Origin of the sequence: Pseudomonas sp., from assembly GCF_040514055.1 — a bacterium.
Classification (GTDB): domain Bacteria; phylum Pseudomonadota; class Gammaproteobacteria; order Pseudomonadales; family Pseudomonadaceae; genus Aquipseudomonas.
The window spans coordinates 1-15545 of the sequence record NZ_JBEVDL010000095.1 but is presented as its reverse complement, the minus strand read 5'-3'; the positions used below and the strand labels follow the sequence as shown (position 1 = coordinate 15545).

The window sequence follows — 15545 nt, the reverse complement described above, 5'->3', positions numbered from 1 at the left end:
GGTCGGGGGAAGGCATTCACCATGGGGGCGCGCCTCCCCCACGCAGCAGGACAGTGCGCCGCCCGCAGGGGTGGACTACTAGCAGCCTTTAAACTCCCCGGGGCGGCGCTCCTGCATGGCGCGCACGCCTTCGGCGGCATCCGCGCTGGCCATCAGCCGTTGCACGGCCGGCAGCAATCCGTCGATGGCCGCCTGCTCGCCCTCGGTGATGCACTGGCGCGCCGAGGCCAGGGTGGCCTGGACGCCCAGCGGTGCCTGGGCCGCGATCCGCTCGGCCAGTTGCAGCGCGCGCGGCATCAACTCCTCGCTGGCCAGCACTTCCTGGACCAGGCCCAGGCGGTAGGCTTCGTGGGCATCGAACTCGTCGCCGGTCAGCAGCCAGCGCATGGCATTGCCCCAGCCCGCAGTCTGGGGCAAGCGCAAGGTGGCGCCGCCAAACGGCAGGATGCCGCGTTGCACTTCCATCTGGGCAAAGCGGGTATTGCTGGCGCACAGGCTGATATCCGACGCGAGCATCAGCTCGATGCCGATGGTCAGGCAGTAGCCTTGGGCAGCGACTATCACCGGTTTGCTGACCCGCGGACCGCCGAACACACCCCAAGGATCGCAGCCGCCTGCCGGCAGTTGCCAGCCGGCGGCAAAGGTCGGCGCCACCTGGGCCAGGTCCAGGCCGGCGGTGAAGTGCTCGCCGTGGGCGAACACCAGGGCGACCCGCGCCTGGCCGTCGCGTTCGAACTCGCCATAGGCCAGGCTCAGGTCGTTCAGCAGATCGAGGTCGAAGGCGTTGCGCTTGGCTGGACGGTCCAGGCCGATGAGGAAAAGCGGGCCACGTTGTTCTCGGCTGACACGGCCGCTGGCGCTGTGGGTCATGACGGACTTCCTTGCGTGGGTGGGGACCTGCGAGGGTATAACGCCCGGCTGCCCGGCTGTCCAACAAAACCGCCGAAGGGCGTTCGACCCTAGGGTTCGACCGTCCGGCGGTGCAGTTGAAAAACTTGTGGGAAAAACCCGCACCCTGGTCAAGTTTTTCCGGTATAGTACGCGCCGGCCAATACTCTGGCCGCGTTCAGGTAATGCAATCCCTCCGAAGTCAGCTTCGGCTGCATGTCCGCTTCAGCGGGCGTCCTTGACGATTCATCCATTAATACGTTTTCGCAAATCCCCGCCGACAGGGCTGCCAGGGTGACTCTAGGGTCTTACACGGCATGCGCAGCTTTGGAACATGGGTCTTTGCGGATGCACTAGAGGCAGACCCATGACCCAAGTACTCGGCGGCTTCGCCGCACTCGAACTTCATCCGAATATCCTGGCCGCGGTGATCGCGACCGGTTACGAAGAGCCGTCGGCGATCCAGTTGCAGTCGATTCCGGTGATCCTCGCCGGCCACGACATGATCGGTCAAGCCCAGACCGGTACCGGCAAGACCGCGGCCTTCGCGCTGCCGATCCTCAGCCGCATCGACCCGGCCAAGAAAGAGCCGCAGGCCCTGATCCTGGCGCCGACCCGCGAGCTGGCCCTGCAAGTGGCCACTGCTTTCGAAACCTACGCCAAGCAGATGCCGGGCCTGAGCGTGATCGCCGTATACGGCGGCGCCCCAATGGGTCCGCAACTCAAGGCCATCCGCAATGGTGCCCAGGTGGTCGTGGCCACGCCGGGTCGCCTGGTCGATCACCTGCGTCGTGACGAGAAGGTCTTGTCGACCATCCAGCACCTGGTGCTCGACGAAGCGGACGAAATGCTCAAGCTGGGCTTTATGGACGACCTGGAAGTGATCTTCAAGGCCATGCCGGAAAGCCGTCAGACCGTGCTGTTCTCGGCGACCCTGCCGCAGTCGATCCGCGCCATCGCGGAAAAGCACCTGCGCAACCCCAAGCACGTCAAGATCGAAACCAAGACCCAGACCGTGACGGCGATCGAGCAGGCGCACCTGTTGGTGCACGCTGATCAGAAACACGCCGCCGTGCTGCGTTTGCTGGAAGTCGAGGAATTCGACGCGCTGATCGCCTTCGTGCGCACCAAGCAAGCCACCCTGGACCTGGCCGCCGCGCTGGAAGCCAAGGGCTACAAGGCCGCCGCCTTGAACGGCGATATCGCGCAGAACCAGCGTGAGCGCGTGATCGAATCGCTGAAAGACGGTCGCCTGGACATCGTGGTCGCCACCGACGTGGCCGCACGGGGCCTGGACGTGCCGCGCATCACCCACGTGATGAACGTGGACATGCCCTATGATCCTGAATCCTACGTGCACCGTATCGGCCGCACCGGCCGTGCCGGGCGTACCGGTCGTGCCTTGCTGCTGGTCACCCCGCGCGAACGCCGCATGCTGCAGGTGATCGAGCGCGTCACTGGGCAGAAAGTCGCCGAAGTGCGTCTGCCGGATGCCCAGGCCGTGCTGACCGCACGCATCAAGAAACTGACCATGAGCCTGACGCCGCTGGTGGCCGGCGATGCCGAAACCACCCACGGTGAATTGCTCGATCGCCTGACCGCCGAAATCGGTTGCACCCCGCGTGCCCTGGCTGCGGCCCTGCTGCGCAAGGCCACCAATGGCCAGGCGCTGACCTTGGCCGAAGTCGAGCGCGAGCAGCCGCTGGTGCCGACCAGCGCGCCGCGTGAACGCAGCGAGCGTTCGGGTGAGCGTTCCAGCGAGCGCAGCGAAATGCGTGAACGCCGTGCCCCGGTGCCCTTGGCCGACGGCCGTGCCCGTTGCCGTACCGCACTGGGCGCGCGTGACGGCATCGCCGCGAAAAATCTGTTGGGCGCCATCCTCAACGAGGGCGGCCTGGCCCGTGAAGCCATCGGTCGCATCCAGGTGCGTGACAGCTTCAGCCTGGTCGAGTTGCCGGAAGACGGGCTCGAGCGCCTGCTGACCAAGCTCAAGGACACCCGCGTGGCAGGTAAGCAACTGAAGCTGCGCCGGTATCGCGAGGACTGATCCCTCGGGATTGAGTCACCCTAAAAAACCCCGCCTTGGCGGGGTTTTTTTTATGGCGGTGTACGGTCAGTCGAATCGGTAGATATCCATGCCCAGCGCGCCGAGGGTAAAGCCACTGTGCACTTGGGCGAAACGCCCACCCGCGCCTCGGGCGAAGTACAGCGGCAGCAGGTGCTCGTCGCTGGGGTGGTTGCGTACGGCCGAGGGGGCCAGGCGTCGGTAGTCGTGCAGCGCAGCTTCGTCGTCCGCGGCCAGCTGCCGCACCATCCAGTCGCGAAATGCCCCAGCCCAGGGCTCGATGACCTCGGGCCCGGCCTGCCAGTCCAGTTCACCCAGGTTATGGGTGATGCTGCCGGAGCCGATCAGCAGAATGTCTTGCGCCCGCAGTTCAGCCAAGACGCGGCCTATGCGGGTCTGGGCGGCCGGGCCAAGCCGGCTCGGCAGCGACAGTTGCACCACCGGTATATCCGCGTCGGGGTACATCAGCGACAGCGGCACCCAGGCGCCGTGGTCCAGCGGGCGGTCGGGGTCGATGCTCGCCGGCAGACCCTGGGCGGCCAACAAGGCCTGCACCTGCTGCGCCAGCGCCGGTGAGCCGGGGGCGGGGTAGCGCACGTCGTAGAGGGGGCGCGGAAAACCGGAAAAATCGTGCCAGGTCGCCGGCGTCGCGGCGCCAGTCAACTGCAGGCTGTGGCTTTCCCAGTGGGCCGAGACCAGCAGGATGGCCCGCGGCCGTGGCAGTTCGGCGGCCAGTTGCCGCAGGGCCGGGCCGCTGGCGCCGGGCTGCAGGGCCAGCATGGGTGAGCCGTGGGAAATAAACAGGCTGGGGAGCATGATAAGGTTCCTCCTGGGGTGCCCTTATCTTCAGCGTGAAACGTATCGGCATCCAGTATAAATTATTGCCCTAATCAATCGAAATAATTGGTAGGTAAGCATGGATGAAGCGTTTTGGCAGGCCCGCTGGTCGCGCGATCAGATCGGCTTTCACCTGCCCGAGGTGAACCCCTATTTGCGCCGCCATTGGCAGGGGCTGGCGCTGGCGCCTGCCGGGCGGGTGCTGGTACCGCTGTGCGGCAAGACGCTGGACCTGGCCTGGCTGGCGGCGCAGGGCCATCGGGTGGTGGGTGTGGAGCTGGCGCAAAAAGCTGTCGAGGCGTTTTTCCAGGAGCAGGGGCTGCTGCCCGAGGTGGCCGAGGAGGGCGCCTTCGTGCGTTACCGGGTCGGGACCCTGGAGCTCTGGTGCGGTGACTTTTTCGCCCTGCAGGCGCATCAGCTGGCCGATTGTGTAGCGCTCTACGACCGGGCCGCCTTGATCGCCTTGCCCGCGGCCATGCGCCTGGCCTACGCGGAGCATCTGGCGCGGATCCTGCCGGCAGGCGTGCGCGGCCTGCTGATCACCCTGGATTACGACCAGGCCCGCCTCGAGGGGCCACCGTTTGCGGTGAGCGACGCCGAAGCCCGCGAGCGCTTCGCGGCGCTGGGGGCGCTGCAGCTGTTGCAGGCCGGGGATGTGCTGGGCGACAACTGGAAGTTTCTCGAGCGCGGCCTGGACCGCCTGGAGGAGCGGGTCTATGGCCTCAACTGGCCGTGCTCTGCAGACGCCGGATAAAGGCGTCGGATTCGTCGATGGAGCGTTGCATCTCGCGCATCAGCTGATCGACATTGCCTTGCAGGGTGCGGTATTCGCCTTGCAGGGCGCCAATCGCCCGGGCATTGAGGTTGTGCTTGAGGAACAGCACCTGGTCCCGTAGCACGCTAAGCACCGGTTCGATACGGGCTTCGGCGGCCTGCATGCGTTGCAACAGGCTGCGGTACTCCTGGCGGGTGCGGCTCAGTTCCTTGGCGCTGGCGGCACGCAGGCTGGGGTTGCTGTATTGCGCGAGCTCGTCCTGCCACTCCTCGAACAAGGCCACGGCCACGTCCTCCACCGCGGCGATGCGCTGGCGTACCTGCTGGGCGCTGGCCTCGCTGGCCTGGTATTCCTGGTCCAGTGCCTGGTAACGCTCCTCCAGTTCGCCGCCGTCCACCTGCACCACGCTGCGATAGCGTTCCAGGGCGTCCTTGAACTGCTGCTTGGCGTCCTGCTGGGCATCGCGGGTTTCCTCGACACGATCCACCAGGATATCGCGCTTGTGCACGCCGACCTTGTCCATGGCGGCGTAATAGGCGCTTTGGCAGCCACTGAGGCTGAACAGGGCGATGCAGGCGAAAACCAGTGGACGCATGGGGGCACAATCCTGGAGAACAAAGGGAGGGAAGGGGGCCGTGGGCGCCACGGACACCCCGAGTAGACCCCTGGCGTCTTGCGGAGTGCCCATAAAAAACGCCCTGACCCGCGAGGTCGCCCAGGCGTTCGACGTCCTCCCCGTCAGCCGCGCTGGCGCAGGGCCTCGATCCGCACTTCCAGCGGGGGGTGACTCATAAACAGGCTTTTGAGGCCCTGCTTGCGGCCGCCATTGATGCCGAAGGCGGTCAGGCTGTCAGGCAGCTGCGCCGGCAGGTTCTGTTCCTGCTGCAGGCGTTGCAGGGCGCCGATCATCGCCGGCGTGCCAGCCAGGCGAGCACCGGCCTCGTCGGCGCGGAACTCGCGCTTGCGCGAGAACCACATGACGATGGTGGTGGCCAGGATGCCCAGGACCAGCTCGGCGACTATGGTGGTGACATAAAAACCGATGCCGCGGCCGCTTTCGTTCTTAAGGATCACCTTGTCGACGAAATTGCCGATGATGCGCGCGAAAAACATCACGAAGGTGTTCACCACGCCCTGGATCAGGGCCAGGGTGACCATGTCGCCATTGGCCACATGGCCGATCTCGTGGGCCAGCACGGCCTTGACTTCGTCGGGTGAGAAGCGCTCCAGCAGGCCCTGACTGACCGCCACCAGCGCATCGTTCTTGTTCCAGCCGGTGGCAAAGGCGTTGGCCTGGGTGGCCGGGAAAATGCCGACCTCGGGCATCTTGATGCCGGCGTCGCGCGACAGCTGTTCGACGGTCTGCAGCAGCCACTGTTCGTGGTGGGTGCGCGGTTGGCTGATGATCGCCGTGCCGGTGCTCATCTTGGCCAGCCATTTGGAGATCAGCAGGGAAAACAACGAACCGGCGAACCCAAATACCGCGCAGAACACCAGCAGCCCTTGCAGGTTCAGGTCGATTCCATTGGCCGCCATTATCCCGTTGAAGCCCAGCAGGCTCAGGGTAATGCTGGCGATCAGAACCACCGCCAGGTTGGTGCCCAGGAACAACAGGATGCGCATCATGGTAGAAAATATCTCCTTGCGGGAGCAGGTGAACTGCTGATGCGGCTTATATAAGGGCGCCCCTCCTGTCTATACAACTGGGCGACTATTTCAAACTGTGTCGCTTGCACCGTCCAGACGGCTTTCAAAGAGCTGGCGGGTCAACTGGGCCAGTCGTTCGCCCTGGTGCTGGGTCAGGGCTTCACGCAGCTGGAAGGCCAGGGTGGCGTGCACGCGCAGCACGCTGGGGGGCAGGCTGATGTCCTGAATCCCATGGGGCAGGCTGCGCGACAGGCGTAGGAAGCCTTTTTCCGAGAGTACCGCCTGGTCCAGGGCCTCGTAGCGAATGGTCGACTCGTAACGCAGGTAACCTTCTTCGGCCAACCACAGCAGCGCGCCTAGGCAGCTCTGATGGCGTTTGCTGGGTAAGCCGAACTCGTCGGGTTCCTCCAGGCCGATCAGGTCTTCCACATACAGGCCGATGCGCCGTGGGAAGGCCTGGTACAGGGTCAATAAGCCGCTGGCGGCGTCCTTGTAGAAATCGTCGATCTGTAGATCCATGGTCAGGGTTTCGCTGTCTGCACGATGGGCTGAGGAAGGGCGCGCGCCGCCGCGCGGGTCCGGGTGGTGGCACGATTCGTGCGGGCGCCCGTCACCCGCTGGCGGCGGGTCATCTTACTGGCTATAGGTCTTGAGAAAGCTGCCGATCCGGCCGATGGCCTGGTCCAGGTCGTCCAGTCGCGGCAGGGTTACCACGCGGAAGTGATCCGGCCACGGCCAGTTGAAGGCCGTGCCCTGTACCACCAGCAGTTTTTCCGAGAGCAGCAGGTCGAGCACGAATTTCTCGTCGTTATGGATGGGACAGACTTTCGGATCGATCTTCGGAAAGGCATACAGCGCGCCCATGGGTTTCACGCAACTGACTCCGGGAATGGCGTTGAGCAATTCCCAGGTGCGGTTGCGCTGCTCCAGCAGGCGGCCCTGGGGCAGGACCAGGTCAGTGATGCTTTGGTAGCCGCCGAGCGCGGTCTGGATCGCATGCTGGCTCGGCACGTTGGCGCACAGGCGCATGTTGGCCAGGATGTCGATGCCTTCGATATAGCTCTGCGCCTTGTGCTTGGGGCCGGAGATGGCCACCCACCCAGAGCGGAAGCCAGCGACCCGATAGGACTTGGACAGGCCGTTGAAGGTCAGGCACAGCACGTCAGGGGCCAGCGAGGCGGTGCAGATATGCACGGCGTCGTCATAGAGGATCTTGTCGTAGATTTCGTCGGAGAACAGCACCAGGTTGTGTTGGCGCGCCAGCTCGACGATGTCTTCCAGGACTTCCTTGGAGTAGACCGCACCGGTGGGGTTGTTCGGGTTGATCAGCACCAGCGCCTTGGTGTTGGGCGTGATCTTGGCGCGCATGTCGGCGATATCGGGGAACCAACCGGCCTGCTCGTCGCACAGGTAGTGTACCGGCTTGCCGCCGGCCAGGCTCACTGCGGCGGTCCACAGGGGATAGTCGGGCGCCGGGATCAGCACTTCGTCGTTGTTGTTGAGCAGGGCCTGCATGGCCATCACGATCAGTTCCGACACGCCATTGCCGAGGTAGATGTCCTCGATGCCAACGCCTTCGACCTGTTTTTGCTGGTAGTACTGCATCACCGCCTTGCGCGCGCTGAACAGGCCCTTGGAATCGCTGTAACCCTGGGCCGTGGGCAGGTTGCGGATCACGTCCTGGAGGATTTCCTCGGGGGCCTCGAAACCGAAGGGCGCAGGGTTGCCAATGTTCAGCTTGAGGATGCGATGGCCTTCCTCTTCCAGGCGTTTGGCGTGCTTGAGCACCGGACCGCGAATGTCGTAGCAGACGTTGGCGAGCTTGTTGGATTTGCTGACCTGCATATAAGGGATCCCGAATGAACGAACGCCGCGGAAAAGGTTTCTAACAGGCCATTGGAAAACGTAGGCGAGGCCGCCGAGACAAGGCAAAAACAGGCAAGGAAGCGGCGCTTACAGGGTGTAAATGAGCGTTCCGAGCCTGTTTTTAACGCCGTATCGGCAACGCCGGTAGTTTTACAATCGCTCGCTTAAAGTCAGCTTGGCCTGGCTTGGCAGCCGCCCATGCGGATGCCAGACTGGCGTCTAAAGTGGCGCAATCATACGTGCGGCCCGATCCCTCGAAAAGGGACTGATCGGGCTTTTTATGGATCACGACTGACTGAGAGGTGATGGATGGACAAGCTTGAAAAGCCCCTGGAGGCCTGGCGCGAGGAGCTCAGCGACGAGCAGTTCCACGTCTGTCGCCTGGGCGGCACCGAGCGCGCCTTCAGTGGCGCCTACCATGCCGACAAGACCCCGGGGCTCTACCACTGCGCCTGCTGCGATGCGGTGTTGTTCGACTCCCAGGCGAAATTCGATTCCGGCACCGGCTGGCCCAGCTATTACCAGCCGGCGTCGAATGCGGCGATTGCCAGTCGCGAAGATTCCAGTCACGGCATGCAGCGTATCGAGGTGCTTTGCGCCCAGTGCGACGCCCACCTGGGGCACCTGTTCCCCGATGGACCGGCGCCGACTGGCATGCGCTACTGCATCAATTCCGCCTCGCTCAAACTCAAGCCGTATCCGGCCTGAAACCCCTGGGCCCGGATCACCACGTCAGGCATTGCCCGCTGCGGTGCTGGCGCGGGTATAACGCCACCATAGGCTCGCCCATTGGCGGGCCTTATTTTTCACTAACTAGATTGTGTGCAATTGAATAGCGCACTATCTTCATCGACTTGCCTTCCTCAACTCTTCACAGGTCGATCACCATGACAGACGCATTGCTGGACATACCCTGCACCACCATCAAGGGCGAGCAGAAAACCCTGGCGGATTTCGCTGGCAAGGCCGTGCTGGTGGTCAACACCGCCAGCCAGTGCGGTTTTACCAAGCAGTACGCCGGCCTGGAACAGCTGTGGCAGTCCTACAAGGACCGTGGCCTGGTGGTGCTGGGATTTCCCTGCAACCAGTTCGGCAAGCAGGAACCGGGCGATGAAGGGGCGATCAGCGAGTTCTGCGAACTTAATTTTGGCGTGAGCTTCCCGTTGTTCAAGAAGGTCGACGTCAACGGTGCCGAGGCCCATCCGTTGTTCGTGCAGCTCAAGCAGCGGGCGCCCGGGCTGCTCGGCAGCCAGGGGGTCAAGTGGAATTTCACCAAGTTCCTGATTGGCCAGGACGGCAAGCTGGTCAAGCGTTTCGCTCCGGCCACCAAGCCCCAGGACCTGACCGCCGAGATCGAAGCGCTGCTCAAATGAGTCGTGGGCTCGACGAGGCGAGCGCGCTGCGATTGGACGAGCAGCTGTGTTTCAGATTGTATGCCGCCTCGCGGGCGGTCATTCGTGGTTATCGGCCGATGCTCGATCAGCTGGGTCTGACCTACCCCCAGTACCTGGTGATGCTGGTGCTGTGGGAGTGGGCGGGCGCCCCACCCACCGAGCCGACCCTCAAGGCCCTGGGGGAGCGCCTGATGCTCGATTCGGGCACCCTGACCCCTCTCCTCAAGCGTTTGCAGCAGCTGGGCTGGGTGCTGCGCCAGCGTGCCAGCGCCGACGAGCGTCAGGTGCATCTGGCGTTGACCAAACCAGGACTGGCCCTGCGTGAGCGGGTCATGCCGCTCAAGGCACAGTTGCTGTGCGAGCACGGGGTCGATCAGGACAAGCTGGCGGCCCTGCGCGAGCAGTTGGGCGGCTTGCTGGCGCGTCTTACGGGGTTGCCGTAACGGGCAGCCAGCTGTCCAACAAGGCTTCCAGCTCTTCCCGGCGAAAAGGTTTGGCCAGGTAGTCGTTCATGCCGGCGGCGCGGCAGCGTTCGCGTTCGTCCGGCAGCGCATTGGCGGTCAGGGCGATGATCGGCAGGTCCGGCCAGCGGCCGCTCTGACGGATGCGCCGGCTGGCCTCATAACCGTCCATCACCGGCATATTGCAGTCCATCAGTACCAGGTCGACGCTGGTTTGCTCCAGGCTGCTGAGGGCCTCGGCGCCGTGGGCGGCGACCAGTACCTCGCAACCCAGTTTACTCAGCATCCCTTTGGCCACCAGCTGATTGACCGGATTGTCCTCCACCAGCAGCACTTTGGCCTGGCGCCGCACCCGTTGGGCGATCAGCGTCGGCGCGCTGATCTGTTCGTGGTCGGGTAGCAGCACCCGGCGTATCGCCTGATACAGCGCTGCCCTGGCCAGGGGACGCGCCAATTGTTCCAGCGGAGCCAGCGCGGCGGCTTGTTCGCCCGCCAGGAAACTGCCGTAGGCGGTGACCAGCAGGACGGGCATGGCCAGTTCTGGCCGGATATCGAGCAGGCACTGCGGGCAGTCGCTGATCAACAGGTCGGCCTCGAGACCTTGCAGCGCGGCATTGGTGTCGTAGCGTAGATAGGTCAGGCCCCAGCTCGGCAGCAGGGTGGCCAGCAGTTCGCTCAGGCCGCTGCTGGCGGTGCTGAGACCGACCACCCGGCCGCTCATGGCCGGCAGGCGGATGGCCGGCGCATGGCCAAGCAGGGGCAGCTCGGCGCAGAACTGGCTGCCAAAACCCTCCTCGGAATACAGGCTCAGCTGGCCATGCATGGCTTCGCACAGCCGGCGGGTCAGCGCCAGGCCCAGCCCGGTCCCGCCATACTGTCGGGTGATGCCCGCACCGGCTTGGGCAAAGGGCTGGAAGATCCGCGCCTGGGCTTCTTCCGGAATACCGATGCCGGTGTCCCGCACGACGATGCGCACGCCTTCGGCGTGGGCATTGACGCGGACATCGACGCGGCCCAGGCGGGTGAACTTCAGTGCGTTGGACAACAGGTTGCTGACGATCTGGCGCACCCGGGTGGGATCGCCCAGGACCATGGCCGGCATTTGCTGGTCGATCAGGCAGGTCAGCTCCACCGCGGTGGTGGCGTTCTGCGACAGCAGGTTGGCGGTTTCTTCAACCAGCAGGCCCAGGTCGAAGGGGATGCGCTCGAGCTGCAACTGGCCTGCTTCGAATTTCGACAGGTCGAGAATATCGTTGAGCAGCTCCACCAGTACCTTGCCCGAGTCGTGGGCGATCAGCAGCTGCTGGCGTTGTTCGGTGTTGAGCGGGCCATCCAGGGCCAGGGCGAGCATGCCCAGCAAGCCATTGAGCGGGGTGCGGATCTCATGGCTCATATTGGCCAGAAACGAGGAGCGCGCCTGGGCCATGTCCAGGGCCGTGCTGCGCGCCACTTCGAGGTGCTGGTTGGAGAGGGTCAGGCGCGCATTGGTCGCCTTGAGTTCGGTGGTGCGGGCCGAGACGATGTTCTCCAGTTCGTTGAGGTACTGGGTCAAGCGATCTTCGGCGCCTCGACGTTGCTCGATCTCTTCGGCGATGCTGACCAGCTGTTGGTTGGCCACTTGCACCAGGGTGCCGATTTCATCGCGTTCGTGGCCGGGCGGGCAGGGCAGGGTCTGGCGCGTCGGATTGCGCAGGTCACGTTCACTGAGCGCGCGGATGACCCCGACCAGGGGTTTGGTCAGCATAAAGTAGAACAGCACCAGCAGGATCAGCGACAACAACAGGCTGCGGGCGAATCCGGTCAACAGGGTCAACAGGGCACGGCTGAGAAAGTGGCTGCCAAAGGCGTAGGTGTCGACTTCCAGGCGCAGCAGGCCGAGGGCTTCCTGGGGGGCGTGGTTGACGAACAGCGGATCCTCGAAGCGGCGACTGGCGCCAAACAGAGAGTCGCTGAAAATGCGGTAGCGGCTTTCCGTGCGTGGTCGACTGACGCTGGCGAGGGTCATGCCGCTGTTGTCGAGGATTTCCGCACTGATGACCGCCGGCGAGCGCAGTAGGCCCAGCACCAGCTCCTGGGCCAGTTCGGCGTCAATGTTGTAGGCGATGCGAGCGGCGGGATTGTGGCTGACTTCCAGCAGGGCGCGAATCTCCCGGTCGATGGAGGCATCTTCACTGGCATAATCGATGCCCACCTGAACGATGCTAAGCAGCGTACCCAGGATAAACGCTACCAGTACTGTCAGGCTGGCCTGTTTGTAGGACAGGCGTTGGGTGAGCGTTATATCCATAGGTAAAAAAGTCGACCTCAAGTCCGTTCGCCCGCCAAGCATAGCCCATCTGGTCTTTCTGACGGCAGCGTCAAGTGCCGGTCAGTGCGCACAAAGGAGTGAAATGTGGAATCTCGATTAATTGAGTTGCTGGAGCGCGCCGAGTCGCTGTTGATTCGGCTTGAACCGCTGTTGCCCGCGGTTCACACCCCACTGGCGTGGGGCGGCTGCCTGGCGGCCCGGTGGCAACGGGACGGCCGCAACGGTTACCTGCTGCCCTTGCGGGTCAGCCTGAACCGCGGCCTGTCCGACTTGGTGGGCGTGGACCGCCAGTGCGCGCAACTGGCGGGCAACACGCGGCAGTTTCTCGCCGGATTGCCGGCCAACCATGCACTGCTCTGGGGCGCACGTGGCACCGGCAAATCGTCCCTGGTCAGGGCACTGTTGAGCGAGTACGCGGAGCAGGGACTGCGTCTGATCGAGGTCGAGCGCGATCACCTGGCGGACCTGCCGCGAATCGTCGAACAACTGGCGGGTTTGCCGCAACGCTTTGTGGTGTTTTGCGATGACCTGTCCTTCGACCCTGGCGAAGGCGATTATCGGGTCCTCAAAACGGTGCTCGATGGTTCTCTCGAACAGGCGCCGGACAATGTCCTGTTGTATGCCACCTCGAATCGTCGGCACCTGGTGCCCGAGCGGGAAAGCGACAATGAAAATTGGCAGCGGGTCGATGGCGAGCTGCATCCGAACGAGGCGGTCGAGGACAAGATCGCGCTGTCCGACCGTTTTGGCCTGTGGCTGTCGTTCTATCCCTTTACCCAGGAGCATTACCTCGCCGTGGTTCAGCACTGGCTGAGGCACCTGGCGGGGCAGGCCGGTCTGGTCTGGCAGTGGGACCATGCGCTGGAGATCGAAGCGATTCGCTGGGCCCTGGGGCGCGGCAATCGCAATGGTCGCTGTGCCTATCAGTTCGCCCGCTATTGGGTGGGCCTGCGTTTACTGGAGACATCTGCATGATCGATTTACCGCAAAGTGGTCGTGGCCTCGAGGGCTACAGCCTGTTGGCCGCGCAGGTGGAGGCGTTGCTGGCCGATGAGCGCGACCTGATCGCCAATGCGGCGCAGTTCGCCGCCTTCCTCTTTTACGAGCTCGACGGACTGAGCTGGGCAGGGTTCTATTTCAATCGTGACGAGCAACTGCTCCTGGGGCCGTTCCAGGGGCGCGTGGCCTGTGTGCGTATTCCGTTCGGGCGCGGGGTGTGTGGCACGGCGGCGGCCACCCGGCAAACCCAGCGGGTCGAGGATGTACATGCCTTTGCCGGGCATATCGCCTGCGACAGCGCGTCCAATAGCGAACTGGTGGTGCCCCTGGAAAAGCACGGGCGTTTGCTCGGTGTGCTGGACCTGGACAGCCCGCGCCACGCGCGCTTCAGCCTCGAGGACCAACAGGGTATCGAAGCCCTGGTGGCGATCTTCCTGCGCTTGACCGACTGTTGATCGAGCCTGTCAGCCCTGGCCGCTGAGTTTAGCCAGGGTGCGCTGCTCGCCAGGCAGCACCTGTTGCACGGATTCCAGCGCTTTGATCCGCCCATAATGGGCGCTTAGCCCGGGCCAGCGCTGGGGGTCCAGGGACTCGCCGCCGTGTTCCAGGTTGATCAACTGGCAGCCTACGGCCAGGTCCGCCAGCGTCAGACGGGTACCGACGAAATAGGCGGCATCGCCGAGGATCTTTTCCAGGTAATCGAAATGCCCTGGCAGTTTGTCCTTAAGGGCATTTTGCACGGCGATTTCGTCACACACCTTGCCCATCGTGGGTTTCAGCGCGCGGTTGCGAAACACGCAAAGCGTGGTCAGTGGCGCCAGCTCGTAATCGGCGTACTTTTCCAGCCAGCGCACGCGAGCCCTGGCCTGGGCGTCCGGGCCATACAGCTGGGGCGTGGCTGGGTACTGGTCCTCCAGGTATTGGCAGATGACGCTCGAATCGGCCAGGCTGAAGGCGCCGTCCTTGAGCGCGGGGATGCGGCCCAGCGGGCTGAGATCCAGGTACCAGCCGGGTTGGCCAAAAGGCGTGATGATCTCCAGGCGATAGTCCAGGCGTTTTTCCGCGAGGGCCAGTCGCACCTTGCGCACGAAGGGCGACAGGGGGGCGCCGTAAAGCGTCAGGCTGCTGGCCGGGTACGCACCCGTCGGCGTCTCAGTCATAGATATTCTTCTTTTTCCAATCTTCTTCGGCGTCCAGGGACTTCAGGCCATCGGTTAGCTCGCTGGCGTCGCCGACCGGCTTGCTGGTTTCAAGCACCTTCGCATTGGCTTGGGTCAGCTGGCTCTCCATCTGCTTGAGCTGGGCCTGGTAGCGGGTGGGGTCGTTCTGCTTGTGCAGGTACTGGACGCCCCGTTCGAATGCCAGGCGCGCCTGCCCCGGCTGGCCCTGCTGCAAGGCTTGCTGACCGAGATTGGTGAAGAACTCGATATGCAGCAGCACCAGCATATGGCGAATTTCCTGAGCCCAGTGTTTGGCCTCGTTGACCGGCAACAAGGCGTCCTGGGCGGCGCGGTTGATTACGCCATGCAGGTTTTCCAGCAGAAAGCGGACTTCCTTGGCCTTGGCTTCGCTCTGCACCGGTTGCGGGGCATTGCGTACCGGAATCGATTCGCCTTTGCCGACCAGGCCGCGCAGCTCCTCGATGCGACTGGCCAGCGCCTTGTTGCTCTTTTCCAGCGGCAGCAAGCGTTCGGTGAACTGCAGCTGCAGGCGACTGAGCATCAGTTTGAGCTCGGGGGTCATCAGTTGCCCCGGCAGGGCTTCCGAGACATCACCACAACGGCGCAGGCGATCGGTCAAGTCAGCCTTGAGGCGAGCCTTTTCCAGCTTGTTGTTCTCGACCATATGGTTGATGTAGCCAATGGCGATCAGAACACTGATGCCGGCAACGATCAGCAGGGTGATGACGAGTGGAGACACCTGGACGACCTCTCGATTGCTGGTTTTTCGTCCGAGTGTAGAGTCTTAGCGCTGAGGCTGGTAGCGGTAGATCAGTTTCTGGCCTGAAGTCATTGATTTAAAATAATTTTCACTCAAGGGTTGACGGCCTGTCCAAGGCTCCCTAGAATTCGCGCCACTTTGCAGCGCTAAGCCTTAGGGGTCAGCCAGCAAAGCCGGAAAACTTGCGTGATGGCTTGTTGTTGGTTCCGGTGTGTGTCCCCTTCGTCTAGTGGCCTAGGACACCGCCCTTTCACGGCGGTAACAGGGGTTCGAGTCCCCTAGGGGACGCCATTTTTAGATGTAATGGCTGTATGTTGCGGGAATAGCTCAGTTGGTAGAGCACGACCTTGCCAAGGTCGGGGTC

At 63.5% G+C, this 15545-nt stretch carries 16 protein-coding genes and 1 tRNA gene; 8 read left to right on the top strand and 9 right to left on the bottom strand.

What is annotated here, in order from left to right:
- Positions 1-78: 78 nt before the first annotated feature.
- Positions 79-870: a crotonase/enoyl-CoA hydratase family protein gene (locus ABWY06_RS24955; protein WP_353928286.1), complete on the bottom strand. Its 792-nt coding sequence runs from the start codon at positions 868-870 to the stop codon at positions 79-81.
- Between the two features lie 385 nt (positions 871-1255).
- Here ABWY06_RS24955 and ABWY06_RS24950 point away from each other — a divergent pair, with 385 nt between their 5' ends.
- Complete coding sequence (locus ABWY06_RS24950; RefSeq protein WP_502948251.1) at positions 1256-2935, top strand: DEAD/DEAH box helicase; 1680 nt, start codon at positions 1256-1258, stop codon at positions 2933-2935.
- Between the two features lie 66 nt (positions 2936-3001).
- Here ABWY06_RS24950 and ABWY06_RS24945 read toward each other — a convergent pair whose 3' ends face one another.
- Positions 3002-3769: a DODA-type extradiol aromatic ring-opening family dioxygenase gene (locus ABWY06_RS24945; RefSeq protein ID WP_353928284.1), complete on the bottom strand. Its 768-nt coding sequence runs from the start codon at positions 3767-3769 to the stop codon at positions 3002-3004.
- Positions 3770-3869: 100 nt separating this feature from the next.
- On the opposite strand from ABWY06_RS24945, the gene ABWY06_RS24940 reads away from it, so the two are divergent.
- On the top strand, positions 3870-4544 hold the full coding sequence (locus ABWY06_RS24940) for a thiopurine S-methyltransferase (protein WP_353928283.1): 675 nt from the start codon (positions 3870-3872) through the stop codon (positions 4542-4544).
- Here ABWY06_RS24940 and ABWY06_RS24935 read toward each other — a convergent pair.
- The 4 genes from ABWY06_RS24935 to ABWY06_RS24920 all read right to left on the bottom strand — a co-directional run bounded on the left by ABWY06_RS24935 (position 4513) and on the right by ABWY06_RS24920 (position 8057).
- Entirely contained in the window at positions 4513-5160 is a 648-nt protein-coding gene (locus tag ABWY06_RS24935) for a DUF2959 domain-containing protein (protein ID WP_353928282.1), read from the bottom strand. The two genes, ABWY06_RS24940 and ABWY06_RS24935, sit on opposite strands and share 32 nt — an antisense overlap.
- Positions 5161-5303: 143 nt before the next feature.
- Positions 5304-6191 carry a protease HtpX gene (gene htpX, locus ABWY06_RS24930; RefSeq protein ID WP_353928281.1) on the bottom strand — a complete coding sequence of 296 codons (888 nt, stop codon included), beginning with the start codon at positions 6189-6191 and terminating at the stop codon, positions 5304-5306.
- 90 nt (positions 6192-6281) lie between these two features.
- Positions 6282-6731 carry a hypothetical protein gene (locus ABWY06_RS24925; protein WP_353928280.1) on the bottom strand — a complete coding sequence of 150 codons (450 nt, stop codon included), beginning with the start codon at positions 6729-6731 and terminating at the stop codon, positions 6282-6284.
- A gap of 114 nt (positions 6732-6845) precedes the next feature.
- The gene (locus ABWY06_RS24920) at positions 6846-8057 is read right to left on the bottom strand and encodes a pyridoxal phosphate-dependent aminotransferase (protein WP_353928279.1); all 1212 of its coding nucleotides are present in this window, start codon (positions 8055-8057) and stop codon (positions 6846-6848) included.
- A gap of 330 nt (positions 8058-8387) precedes the next feature.
- On the opposite strand from ABWY06_RS24920, the gene msrB reads away from it, so the two are divergent.
- From msrB to ABWY06_RS24905, 3 genes are all read left to right on the top strand, one after another.
- Positions 8388-8786: a peptide-methionine (R)-S-oxide reductase MsrB gene (gene msrB, locus ABWY06_RS24915; protein WP_353928278.1), complete on the top strand. Its 399-nt coding sequence runs from the start codon at positions 8388-8390 to the stop codon at positions 8784-8786.
- A gap of 179 nt (positions 8787-8965) precedes the next feature.
- Positions 8966-9451: a glutathione peroxidase gene (locus ABWY06_RS24910; protein WP_353928277.1), complete on the top strand. Its 486-nt coding sequence runs from the start codon at positions 8966-8968 to the stop codon at positions 9449-9451.
- Positions 9448-9915, top strand: coding sequence for a MarR family winged helix-turn-helix transcriptional regulator (locus ABWY06_RS24905; protein WP_353928276.1), 468 nt, complete (start codon positions 9448-9450; stop codon positions 9913-9915). Before ABWY06_RS24910 ends, ABWY06_RS24905 begins: the two co-directional genes overlap by 4 nt.
- Here ABWY06_RS24905 and ABWY06_RS24900 read toward each other — a convergent pair.
- Entirely contained in the window at positions 9899-12220 is a 2322-nt protein-coding gene (locus ABWY06_RS24900) for an ATP-binding protein (protein WP_353928275.1), read from the bottom strand. The two genes, ABWY06_RS24905 and ABWY06_RS24900, sit on opposite strands and share 17 nt — an antisense overlap.
- Before the next feature lie 105 nt (positions 12221-12325).
- On the opposite strand from ABWY06_RS24900, the gene ABWY06_RS24895 reads away from it, so the two are divergent.
- Positions 12326-13216, top strand: a complete 891-nt coding sequence (locus ABWY06_RS24895) for an ATP-binding protein (RefSeq protein ID WP_353928274.1) — start codon at positions 12326-12328, stop codon at positions 13214-13216.
- Positions 13213-13695 (top strand): free L-methionine (R)-S-oxide reductase MsrC, encoded by a 483-nt coding sequence (gene msrC / locus ABWY06_RS24890; protein WP_353928273.1) that lies wholly within the window; start codon positions 13213-13215, stop codon positions 13693-13695. The genes ABWY06_RS24895 and msrC overlap by 4 nt, the downstream gene beginning before the upstream one ends.
- A gap of 9 nt (positions 13696-13704) precedes the next feature.
- Here the strand turns inward: msrC and ABWY06_RS24885 are convergent, their stop codons facing one another.
- Together ABWY06_RS24885 and ABWY06_RS24880 are read right to left on the bottom strand one after the other, a co-directional pair.
- Positions 13705-14400, bottom strand: coding sequence for a glutathione S-transferase family protein (locus ABWY06_RS24885; RefSeq protein ID WP_353928272.1), 696 nt, complete (start codon positions 14398-14400; stop codon positions 13705-13707).
- Complete coding sequence (locus ABWY06_RS24880; protein ID WP_353928271.1) at positions 14393-15160, bottom strand: hypothetical protein; 768 nt, start codon at positions 15158-15160, stop codon at positions 14393-14395. The genes ABWY06_RS24885 and ABWY06_RS24880 overlap by 8 nt, the downstream gene beginning before the upstream one ends.
- A 236-nt stretch (positions 15161-15396) precedes the next feature.
- On the opposite strand from ABWY06_RS24880, the gene ABWY06_RS24875 reads away from it, so the two are divergent.
- A tRNA-Glu gene (locus tag ABWY06_RS24875) sits at positions 15397-15472 on the top strand.
- Positions 15473-15545 lie beyond the last annotated feature (73 nt).